Annotated in this window: 8 protein-coding genes; all 8 read right to left on the bottom strand. The window is 73.1% G+C overall.

Annotated elements, in window-relative coordinates; all coding sequences use genetic code 11:
* Positions 1-15 precede the first annotated feature (15 nt).
* Positions 16-894, bottom strand: coding sequence for an acyl-CoA thioesterase (locus ACI79Q_RS12935; protein ID WP_456588596.1), 879 nt, complete (start codon positions 892-894; stop codon positions 16-18).
* Positions 891-2,306, bottom strand: coding sequence for a pyruvate kinase (gene pyk / locus ACI79Q_RS12940; RefSeq protein ID WP_456588595.1), 1,416 nt, complete (start codon positions 2,304-2,306; stop codon positions 891-893). The genes ACI79Q_RS12935 and pyk overlap by 4 nt, the downstream gene beginning before the upstream one ends.
* Before the next feature lie 113 nt (positions 2,307-2,419).
* Positions 2,420-3,910, bottom strand: a complete 1,491-nt coding sequence (locus tag ACI79Q_RS12945) for a glutamate synthase subunit beta (protein ID WP_456613115.1) — start codon at positions 3,908-3,910, stop codon at positions 2,420-2,422.
* Positions 3,903-8,567, bottom strand: coding sequence for a glutamate synthase large subunit (gene gltB, locus ACI79Q_RS12950; RefSeq protein WP_456613116.1), 4,665 nt, complete (start codon positions 8,565-8,567; stop codon positions 3,903-3,905). Before gltB ends, ACI79Q_RS12945 begins: the two co-directional genes overlap by 8 nt.
* A 358-nt stretch (positions 8,568-8,925) precedes the next feature.
* Positions 8,926-9,867, bottom strand: coding sequence for a prolipoprotein diacylglyceryl transferase (gene lgt / locus ACI79Q_RS12955; protein ID WP_456588592.1), 942 nt, complete (start codon positions 9,865-9,867; stop codon positions 8,926-8,928).
* Positions 9,864-10,664, bottom strand: coding sequence for a tryptophan synthase subunit alpha (trpA, locus tag ACI79Q_RS12960; RefSeq protein ID WP_456614808.1), 801 nt, complete (start codon positions 10,662-10,664; stop codon positions 9,864-9,866). Before trpA ends, lgt begins: the two co-directional genes overlap by 4 nt.
* On the bottom strand, positions 10,661-12,010 hold the full coding sequence (gene trpB / locus ACI79Q_RS12965; RefSeq protein ID WP_456597693.1) for a tryptophan synthase subunit beta: 1,350 nt from the start codon (positions 12,008-12,010) through the stop codon (positions 10,661-10,663). The genes trpA and trpB overlap by 4 nt, the downstream gene beginning before the upstream one ends.
* A gap of 85 nt (positions 12,011-12,095) precedes the next feature.
* Positions 12,096-12,508: HNH endonuclease signature motif containing protein (locus ACI79Q_RS12970; protein WP_456614809.1), on the bottom strand; the 413-nt coding region annotated here is incomplete at its 5' end.

A 12,508-nucleotide genomic window follows, 5' to 3' on the forward strand; every position in this document is an offset into this window, starting at 1 on the left:
CGGCGGGGCCGGGGCTCACCGGTCCAGGGACCGGATGAGCCCCTCCTGCGCCACGGTGGCCACGTGCCGGCCGTCGGCGGACCAGATCTGCCCGAAGCAGAGCGCGCGCCCTGCCGACGCCGCGGGGCTGTCGGTCTCGTAGAGCAGCCAGTCGTCGGCACGCACCGGCTGGTGGAACCACACGGCGTGGTCGAGGCTGGCGCCGATGAAGTCCGGCCACCCCCCGCCCAGCCGGGCGAACCCCGCCGAGAGCAGGGTCAGGTCGCTGACGAACGTCAGCGCCGCCGCCTGCACCACCGGGTCGTCCCCCAGCTCGCCGGCGACGCGGAACCAGGTCCACGACTGCGTGTGCGGCGGCGACTTGGGCGGCGCGGCGAACGGGTCCTGCTGGAAGCGCTGCTCGACGACCCGCCCCATCGCCGCCATGAACGCGGCCCGCTCGCCGTGCCGGGCCACGACCTCGTCGGTGCCCATCATCTCGTCGGGGCCGGGCGCCTCCGGCATGGGCAGGGAGTGCTCCGCCACGGCGGGCTCCCCCGCGTGGAAGTCGGCGGTGAGGGCGAAGATCGCCACGTCCTCGCCCCCGCGCCGCTGGCAGGCGATGACCCGCCGGGTGGAGAACGAGCGCCCGTCGCGGATCCGGTCGACGGAGTAGCGGATCTCCTCCGACGGGTCGCCGGGCCGGAGGAAGTAGGAGTGCAGCGAGTGCACGCCCCGCTCGCCGGGCACGGTGCGGCCCGCGGCCACGAGCGCCTGGCCGGCCACCTGCCCGCCGAAGATCCGCTGCCGCTCACTGCTCGGCGTCTTGCCGACGAACACGTCGGGCTCGCGCTCGGCGAGGTCGAGCACCGACAGCAGCGCCGCCGCCTGGGTGTCCTGCGGCCCCCCGGTCACGAGTCCGTCCCCACCTCGTGCACGCGGATGAGGTTCGTGGACCCGACCGTGTTGGGCGGGCTGCCCGCCACCACGACCACCCGGTCGCCCACCTTCAGCCGGCCGATGGACAGCAGCGAGAAGTCCACCTGCGCCACCATGTCGTCGGTGTGCTCCACCATGGGCACCAGGAAGGTCTCCACGCCCCACGACAGGGCGAGCTGGCTGCGCACCCTCGCGTCGACGGTGAACGCGAGCAGCGGCTGCCTGGGGTGCAGCGCCGCGAGCCGCCGGGCGGTCTCCCCCGTCTGCGTGAAGGTGGCCAGCGCCTTGACGTCCAGGGACTCCCCGATGTCCCGCGCCGCCCGGACGATCGCGCCGGAGCGGGACCGCGACCGCCGTGCCACCTCGGGCACCCACAGGTGGTCGCTCTCGACCGCCTCGATGATCCGGTCCATCGTCCGGACCGCGCCGATCGGGTACGCCCCGACGGAGGTCTCCCCCGAGAGCATCACCGCGTCGGCGCCGTCGAGCACGGCGTTGGCGACGTCGGAGGCCTCCGCGCGGGTCGGCCGCGAGTTGGTGATCATCGACTCGAGCATCTGGGTCGCCACGATGACCGGCTTGTTGCGCTCGCGGGCCGCCTGGATGGCCCGCTTCTGCACCAGCGGCACCTGCTCGAGGGCGAGCTCCACGCCCAGGTCCCCGCGAGCGACCATGATGCCGTCGAACGCCTCGACGATGGCATCGAGGTTGCGCACCGCCTCGGGCTTCTCCAGCTTGGCGATGACCGGGACGGAGATGTCCTCCTGGCGCATGATGTCGCGGACCAGCGCCACGTCCGCGGGCGAGCGCACGAAGGACAGCGCGATGAAGTCGACGCCGAGGTGCAGGGCGAACCGCAGGTCGCGCTCGTCCTTGTCCGACAGGGCCGGCACGCTCACCGCCACCCCGGGCAGCGAGAGCCCCTTGTTGTTCGACACCTTGCCGCCCTCGACGACGAGGCAGAAGACGTCGGGGCCCTCGACGCGGACGACGCTGAGGGAGAGGTTGCCGTCGTCGACCAGGAGCCGGTCCCCCACCCGGACGTCGTTGGCGAGGTCCTTGTAGGTGGTCGAGACCCGCTCCGCGGTGCCCTCGACGTCCTCGACGGTGATGCAGACCTCGCTGCCGGTCGCCCAGGTGACCGGACCGTCGGCGAAGGTGCCCAGCCGGATCTTGGGCCCCTGGAGGTCCGCCAGGATGGCCACGGCGTGGCCGGTGCTGTCGGAGGCCTGCCGCACCAGGTGGTAGGCGGTCGCGTGGTCCTCGTGGGAACCGTGGCTGAAGTTGAGGCGGGCGACGTCCATCCCCGACTCGACGAGGGCGGTGACCTGCTCGGCGGAGCTGGTGGCCGGACCGAGGGTGCAGACGATCTTCGCGCGGCGGGACATGGGGATAACGCTAGTGCCACGACGAACTCGGTGGCGGAGCGACCCGGGCCCGGTTCCCGCGTGTCGGTGATACCGACCGGTAGGAACCGGGCCCGGGGCTGGAGCGGGTGCTGCTACCGCAGCGCGACCGCCGTCGGGGTGACCGGCCGGGGCAACATGGACTCCCCGGTCAGCCAGGTGTCGACGGCGGCAGCAGCGGCGCGGCCCTCCGCGATCGCCCAGACGATGAGCGACTGGCCCCGGCCCATGTCGCCGGCCACGAAGACGCCGGGCACGGTGGACATGAACTCCCCGTCACGGGAGACGTTGCCCCGGCCGTCGACCTCGACGCCGAGGGTGTCGACGAGGCCCTCGCGCTGCGCCCCGGTGAAGCCCATGGCGAGGAACACCAGGTCGGCGGGGAGCTCTCGCTCGGTCCCCTCGATCTTCTGGAACCGGCCGTCGACGCGCTCGACCTCGTGGAGGAGCAGCGCGCGGACGTTGCCGTTCTCGTCGCCGAGGAACCGCTCGGTGTTGACCGAGTACAGCCGCTCGCCGCCCTCCTCGTGCGCGCTGGAGACGCGCATGATCATCGGGTAGGTCGGCCACGGGTTGCTGGCCTGGTCGCGACGGTCCGGCGGCGCCGGCATGATCTCCAGCTGCGTGACCGAGGCCGCGCCCTGGCGGTGGGCGGTGCCGAGGCAGTCGGCACCGGTGTCACCGCCACCGATGATCACGACGTGCTTGCCGTGGGCGTTGATCGGCGGGTCGTCGAGCTCGCCGAGAGCCTGGCGGTTGCCGTAGGGCAGGTACTCCATGGCCAGGTGGATGCCGGCCAGCTCACGGCCGGGAGCCGGGAGGTCGCGGCCGATGGTCGCGCCGCCGGCGAGCACCACGGCGTCGAAGTCGCCGCGCAGCTGCTCGACCGACAGGTCACCCTCGCCGCTACCGCCCACCTCGACGCCGGTGACGAACCGGGTGCCCTCGGCGCGCATCTGGTCCAGCCGCCGGTCCAGGACGGACTTCTCCATCTTGAACTCGGGGATGCCGTAGCGGATCAGCCCGCCGATGCGGTCGGCCCGCTCGTAGACGGTCACGTCGTGGCCGGCCCGGGTGAGCTGCTGGCCGGCGGCCAGCCCGGCGGGGCCGGACCCGACGACGGCGACCTTCTTGCCGGTGCGCTCGACCGAGGTCTGCGGCTGCACCCAGCCCTCGTCCCAGGCGCGGTCGATGATCTCCCACTCGATCTGCTTGATGGTGACCGGCGACTCCTGCAGGTTCAGCACGCAGGAGCCCTCGCACGGCGCCGGGCAGAGCTTCCCGGTGAACTCCGGGAAGTTGTTCGTCGCGTGCAGCCGCTCGATCGCGTCGTGCCAGTCGTCGCGGCGGGCGAGGTCGTTCCACTCCGGGATCAGGTTCGCCACCGGGCAGGCGTGGTGGCAGAACGGGATGCCGCAGTCCATGCAGCGGGCGGCCTGCTTGCGCACCTCCGCCGTCGGGAACAACGGGTCCTCCCCGTTCTGGCGCCGGGTGTAGACGTCCTTCCAGTCCAGGAGGCGGACCTCGACGGGGCGGCGCGGCGGGAGGTCGCGCTCGTACTTCAGGAAACCGGTCTGGTCAGCCACGTGCCGCCTCCATCACTGCTCGGTCCACGTCCGTACCGGCGGCCTCCGCGGCCCGTCGGGCCTCCAGTGCCCGCCGGTAGTCGCGCGGCATGATCACGCTGAACTGCTCCGACCAGCGGCCCCAGTCGGCCAGCAGCGCGGTCGCCACGGTCGACTCGGTGTCGGCCGCGTAGCGCACGAGCACGTCGCGCAGCCACTGCGCCGACTCGCCGTCCAGCGGCTCGACGTCCACCATCTCGGGGTTCACCCGGTGCCGGGCGAGGTCCAGCACGTACGCGATGCCCCCGGACATGCCGGCGGCGATGTTGCGGCCGGTCGGCCCGAGGATCACCGCGCGCCCCCCGGTCATGTACTCGAGGGCGTGGTCGCCCACGCCCTCGACGACGGCCAGCGCGCCGGAGTTGCGCACGCAGAACCGCTCGCCGACCCGGCCCCGGAGGAAGATCTCCCCGCCCGTGGCGCCGTAGCCGATGACGTTGCCGGCGATGACGTTGTCCTCGGCCGCGAACGACGCCTCGCGGGACGGCCGCACGATGATCCGGCCGCCGGACAGCCCCTTGCCGACGTAGTCGTTGGCGTCACCGAACAGCCGCATGGTGATGCCGCGCGGTACGAACGCGCCGAACGACTGCCCGGCCGATCCGCCGAAGGTGAGGTCGATCGTGCCGTCGGGCAGCCCCTCGCCGCCGAAGCGGCGGGTGACCATCGACCCCAGCATCGTGCCCACGGTGCGGTTGACGTTGCGCACCGGCAGCTCCAGGCTCACCGGTCGCGCGTCGAGCAGCGCCCCCTCGCACAGCTGGATGAGCGTCTGGTCCAGCGCCACGTCCAGGCCGTGGTCCTGGCCGCGCACGGCCCGCCGCGGCGTGCCCTCGGGCAGCTCGGGCACCACGAGCACCGGTGCGAGGTCGAGGCCCTGCGCCTTCCAGTGGTCGACGGCCTGGCGGGTGTCCAGCAGCTCGGCGTGGCCGACGGCCTCGTCGATGGACCGGAAGCCCAGCTCGGCCAGGTAGGAGCGCACCTGCTCGGCGAGGAACTCGAAGAAGGTGACCACGAACTCCGGCCGCCCGGTGAACCGCTTGCGCAACTCCGGGTTCTGGGTGGCGACGCCGACCGGGCAGGTGTCGAGGTGGCAGACCCGCATCATGACGCAGCCGGAGACCACCAGCGGCGCGGTCGCGAAGCCGAACTCCTCGGCCCCCAGCAGCGCCGCGACGATCACGTCGCGACCGGTCTTCATCTGGCCGTCGACCTGCACCACGATGCGGTCGCGCAGCCCGTTGGCCAGCAGGGTCTGCTGGGTCTCCGCCAGACCGAGCTCCCACGGCGAGCCCGCGTGCTTCAGCGAGGTGAGCGGCGCGGCACCGGTGCCGCCGTCGAACCCGGAGATCAGGACGACGTCGGCGTGCGCCTTGCTGACACCCGCCGCGACCGTGCCGACGCCGACCTCGGCGACGAGCTTGACGTGCACCCGCGCCTGGTCGTTGGCGTTCTTCAGGTCGTGGATGAGCTGCTTGAGGTCCTCGATCGAGTAGATGTCGTGGTGCGGCGGCGGGCTGATCAGGCCGACGCCCGGCGTCGAGTGCCGGGTCCGGGCGACCCACGGGTAGACCTTGCCGCCGGGCAGCTGCCCGCCCTCGCCGGGCTTGGCGCCCTGCGCCATCTTGATCTGGATGTCGTCGGCGTTGACCAGGTACTCGCTGGTGACGCCGAACCGGCCGGAGGCCACCTGCTTGATCGCCGAGCGGCGCAGGTCGCCGTTCGGGTCGGGGGTGAACCGGTCGGGGTCCTCACCGCCCTCGCCGGTGTTCGAGCGACCGCCGAGGCGGTTCATGGCGATGGCGAGGGTCTCGTGCGCCTCCTGCGAGATCGAGCCGTAGCTCATCGCGCCGGTGTTGAAGCGCTTCACGATCTCGCTGACCGGCTCCACCTCGTCGAGCGGCACGGGCGGACGCACGCCGGTCTTCAGCGTGAACAGGCCGCGCAGCGTGGCGGCTTCCTCGGACATCTTGTCGACGGTCTGCGTGTACTTCTCGAAGACGTCGTACTGCCGGGAGCGCGTGGCGTGCTGCAGGAGGAACACCGTCTCGGGGTTGAACAGGTGCACCTCGCCCTCGCGGCGCCACTGGTACTCGCCGCCGACCTCGAGGCGACGGTGCGCGGTCTCGGTGGGGTTCTCCGGGTAGGCGCGGCGGTGGCGCATGGCCACCTCCTCGGCCAGCACGTCGATGCCGACGCCGCCCAGGGGGCAGGAGGTGCCGGTGAAGTACTCGTCGACGAGCTCCTGGGAGAGGCCGACGGCCTCGAAGATCTGCGCCATCGTGTACGAGCCGACGGTGCTGATGCCCATCTTGCTCATGACCTTCAGGACGCCCTTGCCCAGCGCCTTCACCACGTTGCGCACCGCCTGGGCGGGCTCGACGCCGGTGAGGACGCCGTCGCGGATGAGGTCCTCGATCGACTCGAAGGCCAGGTAGGGGTTGACCGCTGCGGCGCCGTAGCCCAGCAGCAGCGCGACGTGGTGCACCTCGCGGCAGTCGCCGGACTCGACGACGAGGCCCACCTCCATGCGGGTCTTCTCCCGCACCAGGTGGTGGTGCACCGCGGCGGTCATCAGCAGCGACGGGATGGGAGCGCGCTGCTCGTCGCAGTCCCGGTCGGAGAGCACGATGATCCGGGCGCCGGCGGAGATGGCCTTGGAGACCTTGGTGCGCAGCTGCTCGATCGCCTCGGCCAGCGCCGTGCCGCCGCCGTTGACGTCGAAGTGACCGGTGATCCGGACGGCGGCGTACCCGGGCAGGTCGCCGTCGTCGTCGATGTGCAGGATCTTGGCCAGCTCGTCGTTGTCGATGACCGGGAAGGGCAGGTAGACCTGCCGGCAGGACGCCGGGGTGGCGGCGAGCAGGTTCTGCTCCGGGCCGAAGGTGCGGCTCAGGCTGGTCACCAGCTCCTCACGGATGGCGTCCAGCGGCGGGTTGGTCACCTGCGCGAACAGCTGACCGAAGTAGTCGTAGAGCAGCCGGGAGCGGTCCGACAGCGCGGCGATGGGGGTGTCGGTCCCCATCGAGCCGATCGGCTCGGCGCCGCTGGCCGCCATCGGCGTGACCAGCATGCGCAGGTCCTCCTCGGTGTAGCCGAAGAGGAGCTGACGGCGCACGACCGACTCGTGGCTGGGCCGGGAGCGACGGCGCTCGGGCAGCTGCGGCAGGTGCACCAGGCCGGCGTGCAGCCAGTCGTCGTAGGGGTGCTCCGCGGCCAGGGCGCCCTTGACCTCCTCGTCGGAGACGATCCGCCCCGAGGCGGTGTCGACGAGGAACATGCGGCCCGGCTGCAGCCGGCCCTTGGCCACGACGTCGGCGGCCGGGATGTCGAGCACGCCGACCTCGCTGGCCATGACCACCAGGTCGTCCTTGGTGTGCCACCAGCGGCCCGGGCGCAGGCCGTTGCGGTCGAGCACCGCGCCGATCAGCGTGCCGTCGGTGAAGCAGACGGCGGCGGGGCCGTCCCACGGCTCCATGATCGAGGAGTGGAAGCGGTAGAAGGCCCGGCGGGCGGCGTCCATCTCGGCGTGGTTCTCCCACGCCTCGGGGATCATCATCAGCACCGCGTGCGGCAGCGAGCGGCCGGACAGGTGCAGCAGCTCGAGGACCTCGTCGAAGGTCGCCGAGTCGCTGAAGTCGCTGGCGGTGACCGGGAAGATCCGGTCCAGGCCGAGCTCGCTGGCCGGGCCGGCCGGGCCGTCGAACAGCTCGGTCTCCAGCTTGGCCTCGCGGGCGCGCATCCGGTTGCGGTTGCCCTTGATCGTGTTGATCTCGCCGTTGTGCGCGATGAAGCGGAACGGGTGGGCCAGTGGCCAGCTCGGGAAGGTGTTGGTGGAGAACCGGCTGTGCACCAGCGCGATCGCCGACTCGTAGCGCTCGTCGCGCAGGTCGGTGAAGAACAGCGGCAGCTGGTCGGTGGTGAGCATGCCCTTGTAGGTGATCGTGCGCGACGACAGCGAGGCGATGTACAGCGAGCTGCCCGCGTCGACGGCGGCCCGCTCGGCACGCTTGCGCAGCACGAAGGAGCGCCGCTCCAGCCGGGTGACCCCGTTGCAGACGACGTTCCCGCCGAAGGCCTTCTCGTCGGCCCGGCCGCCCATGGTCTCGGCGACGAAGACCTGGGCGAAGTGCGGCATCACCGCCCGCGCCGTGGGGCCGAGGTCCGCGCCCTCGGGCTCGACCGGGACGTCGCGCCAGCCGAGGACGGTGAGCCCCTCCTCCTCGGCGAGGCGGGCCACGTCGTCGTACCGGGCGGCGCGCTCGGCCTCGTCGGTCGGCAGGAACGCGATGCCGACCGAGTACTCGCCGAGCGGCGGCAGGTCGAAGCCCACGCTGGCGCGCAGCAGCGCGTCGGGGATCTGGGTGAGGATGCCGGCCCCGTCACCCGAGTTCGGCTCGGCGCCGGCGGCGCCGCGGTGGTCGAGGTTGTGCAGCGCGGTGAGACCGGCGGCGACGATCCGGCGGCTCCGGCGGCCACGGGCGTCGGCCACGAAGGCGACACCGCAGGCGTCCTTGTCGTTGGCCGGGTCGTAGAGCCCGCTGGGGGCGGGCACGGCGGAGAACGGCACAGCGCTGGCGGGGGCTGCCGCGGTGGCGGTGGCGGGAAGGTCGGTCATGTCACTCCCGTCGTCGGCGCACCGTCGTCCCTCGGAGCGAGGGGTGGACGGGGGGCGGGGGCCCGGGCCGGGGGTCAAGGGCGGCGGTCAGGGGCGGCACGTGCGGAGGCGCGGGGACCGGCCGGACACAGGTGGCCCCGACCGGCAGCGGCGCGCGAGCCCACCGGTTGGTGCCGGCAGGCCGTCGTCCGCGGGGCAGCGCTGGCCCGGTCCGACACTACGACCCGACCAGGATCGCTGGCGGGTCAGCCGGAAGAGTACACAGCCGTAACACCGTCCTGACACGTCCGAAGCCGATCCGTGACGGTGCACACGCCCACCGGCCGCGGGTCGTCGCACCGGACCGGCGGTGCCGCCGTCAGCCCGTGGCCGGCGGTCGGTGATCGTCGTCACGCGCCCCGGCCGCCGAGGCCCCGGACGACTCGCCGGACGCCTCGGCCGCCGGCCCGGAGGACGGGCGGGGACCGCGGTCGACGACCTCCCGGGGGCGCCCGCGCTGCCAGACGAAGTAGGCGACGGCGAGCAGGCCGACGACGATCGAGGTGAAGACGTTGACCCGGACTCCGAAGAAGGTCTCCGCGGGGTCGGTGCGCAGCAACTCGATCCACAGCCGCCCGGCGCAGTAGGACGCCACGTAGAGCGCGAACGCGCGGCCGTGGCCGAGCCGGAAGCGGCGATCGGCCCAGATGACCAGCGCCGCGGCCGCGAGGTTCCACAGCATCTCGTAGAGGAACGTCGGGTGGAACGTCCCGAGGACGACAGGCTCACCATCCGCGCCGGTGACCGCCTGGCCCCCGCTCCACTCGTAGATGGTCAGCGCCCAGGGGAGGTCGGTCGGGCCGCCGTAGAGCTCGTTGTTGAACCAGTTGCCCAGCCGGCCGATCGCCTGGGCGACGAGCAGCCCGGGCGCCAGGGCGTCGGCGAACGCGGGCAGCGGGATGCCGCGCCGCCGGCAGGCGATCCACGCCCCCACCCCGCCGAGCGCGATCGCGCCCCAGATGCCGAGGCCGCCGTCCCAGATGGCGAAGGCGCGCAGCGGGTCGCCACCCTCGCCGAAGTACGGGCGGGGGCTGGAGACCACGTGGTAGAGCCGGCCGCCGGCGATGCCGAAGGGGACGGCCCAGATGGCGATGTCCAGCACGTCGTCGGCGTGCCCGCCCCGGGCGACCCAGCGCCGCTGGGTCAGCACGATGGCGGCGACGATCCCGGCGATGATGCACAGCGCGTAGGCGCGGATCGGCAGCGGACCGAGGTGCCAGACGGCCTGGGTAGGGCTGGGGATGGCCGCGAGGACGCTCACGCGCGCACCTCCGCCCGGCGGACGCCGTCGGCCAGGTCCCGGGTCAGCACGCGGACGCCCTCGGTCCCCCGCCCCTCGAGCAGCTCCCGCACGTACGCGGAGCCGACGATGACCCCGTCGGCGAACGCGGCCACCTCCGCGGCCTGGTCGCCGTCCGAGACGCCGAGGCCGACGCAGACGGCGAGGTCGGGCGCGGCCTCCCGGGTGCGGGCCACGAGCCGCTCGGCGGCGTCGCCGACGGTGGCACGGGTGCCGGTGACCCCCATGGTCGAGGCCGCGTACACGAACCCGCGGCAGGCGGCGGTGGTGGACCGCAACCGGGCGTCGGTCGACGACGGGGCGACGAGGAACACCCGGTCGAGGTCGGACCGCTCGGCGGCGGCGATCCACGCACCGGCCTCGTCGGGGATGAGGTCGGGGGTGATGGCCCCCGCTCCCCCGGCCGCGGCCAGATCGGTCGCGAACCGCTCGACGCCGTAGCGCTCGATCGGGTTCCAGTAGCTCATCACCACCGGGACGGCGCCGGCCGCGGCCACCGCCTCGACGGCCCGCAGGACGTCGCGCATGCCCACCCCGGCCCGCACGGCGACGTCCACCGCCTGCTGGATGACGGGTCCGTCCATGCCGGGGTCGCTGTACGGGACACCGACCTCGATCACGTCCGCCCCCGCCTCGACGGCCGCCACCATGGCGACGATCGACCCCTCGACGTCCGGATAGCCGACCGGCAGGTAGGCGATCAGCGCCGCCCGGCCCTCGGTCCTCGCCGCGCCGAGCCGCTCGGCCAGCCTGCTCACGCCATCTCCCCTGCGTCCGGGCCGGCCACGGCCTCGTCGTTGGTGACCCCACCCTCGGTGGGCTGCTGATCGGTGTCCAGGCCCGGGCCCGGGGCGGCGTCGTCCCGGTCGCCCAGCCCGAACCACCGGGACGCGGTCTCCACGTCCTTGTCGCCGCGGCCGGAGAGGTTGACCAGCAGCAGCGAGTCCGGACCCAGCTCGCGCCCCAGCGCGAGCGCCCCCGCGAGGGCGTGCGCCGACTCGATCGCCGGGATGATGCCCTCGGTCCGGCAGAGCAGCGCGAAGGCCTCCATCGCCTCGGCGTCGGTGACCGGCCGGTACTCCGCCCGCCCGATGTCGTGCAGGTAGGAGTGCTCCGGGCCGACGCCCGGGTAGTCCAGCCCCGCGCTGATCGAGTGCGACTCCACGGTCTGGCCGTTCTCGTCCTGCAGCAGGAAGGACCGGGCGCCGTGCAGGACGCCGGGCGAGCCCCCGGTGATCGTGGCCGCGTGGCGGTCGGTGTCGACGCCGTCGCCGCCGGCCTCCAGGCCGATCAGCCGCACCCCGTCGTCGGGGACGAAGGCGGTGAAGATGCCGATGGCGTTGGACCCCCCGCCGACGCAGGCCAGGACGGCGTCGGGCAGGCGCCCCTCGCGCTCGAGCACCTGGGCACGGGCCTCGTCGCCGATCACCCGCTGGAAGTCGCGGACCATCGCCGGGAACGGATGCGGCCCCGCGACGGTGCCGAAGACGTAGTTGGTGGTCTCGACGTTGGTGACCCAGTCGCGGAAGGCCTCGTTGATCGCGTCCTTGAGGGTGCGCGAGCCGGTGGTGACCGGGACGACCTCGGCGCCGAGCAGCCGCATGCGGGCGACGTTCAGCGCCTGGCGTCGGGTGTCCTCCTCGCCCATGTAGACGGTGCAGGACAGCCCCATCAGCGCCGCCGCGGTGGCGGTGGCGACGCCGTGCTGGCCGGCGCCGGTCTCCGCGATGACACGGGTCTTGCCGATCCGCCGGGTGAGCAGGGCCTGGCCCAGCACGTTGTTGATCTTGTGCGAGCCGGTGTGGTTGAGGTCCTCGCGCTTGAGCAGGACCCGCGCGCCGCCCGCGTGCGCCGCGAACTTCGGCACCTCGGTGACCGGGCTCGGCCGGCCGGTGTAGTCACGCTGCAGGCGGGCGAACTCGCTGAGGAACGCCGGGTCGACCCGCATCGCCTCGTAGGCCTCGGTCAGCTCGTCGAGGGCGGCGATCAGCGCCTCGGGGACGAACCGGCCGCCGAAGACCCCGAAGTGCCCGGTGGCGTCCGGCCAGCCCGGTCGCGCCGGGAGCGAGAGGTCTCCGGTCTGCGGTGGGCTGGTCGTCGTCATGCGCACAGTGTCCCGCGCCGGGGACCACGAGCGGCGCAGGGGTGCGCGGGACGTCACCGGATCGGACGAGTGCCCCGGCACGGGATCAGAACGGGGGTGGCTCCTCCGGTTCGGGCGGTGGTGGCGGTTGCGGTGGTGCGCTGAGGACGCGGTAGCCGGGTGGTCGGCTGGTGCGGGTGACCCCGGACGGAGTGATGACGGTGAGCACGCCGTCGTCGCTGAGGGTGTGCTGCCAGCCGGGGGCGAAGGTCTTGAGCCGGTGGTGGCGACGGCACAGGCAGCACAGGTTCTCGCAGGCCGTGGCCCCGCGGTCGGCGTGCGGGATGACGTGGTCCAGATCGGCCCAGCCGGCGGGCACGGTGCAGCCGGGGTGCCGGCAGGTGCGATCCCGCGTCGCGAGGAACCGTTGCTGGGCGGCCGAGGGCCGGTAGCGGTCCACCGGCCCGGGAACGCCGAGCAGCGGGCAGCCGCAGGACCGATCGGGGTCTTTGGGGTCGG

This window comes from Blastococcus sp. SYSU DS0828 (genome assembly GCF_054050975.1).

What these genes read in the sequence shown, in the direction of transcription:
- gltB (WP_456613116.1), bottom strand. Translation starts at nt 8,567, where the DNA reads ATGACCGACCTTCCCGCCACCGCCACCGCGGCAGCCCCCGCCAGCGCT.
- pyk (WP_456588595.1), bottom strand. Translation starts at nt 2,306, where the DNA reads ATGTCCCGCCGCGCGAAGATCGTCTGCACCCTCGGTCCGGCCACCAGC.
- trpB (WP_456597693.1), bottom strand. Translation starts at nt 12,010, where the DNA reads ATGACGACGACCAGCCCACCGCAGACCGGAGACCTCTCGCTCCCGGCG.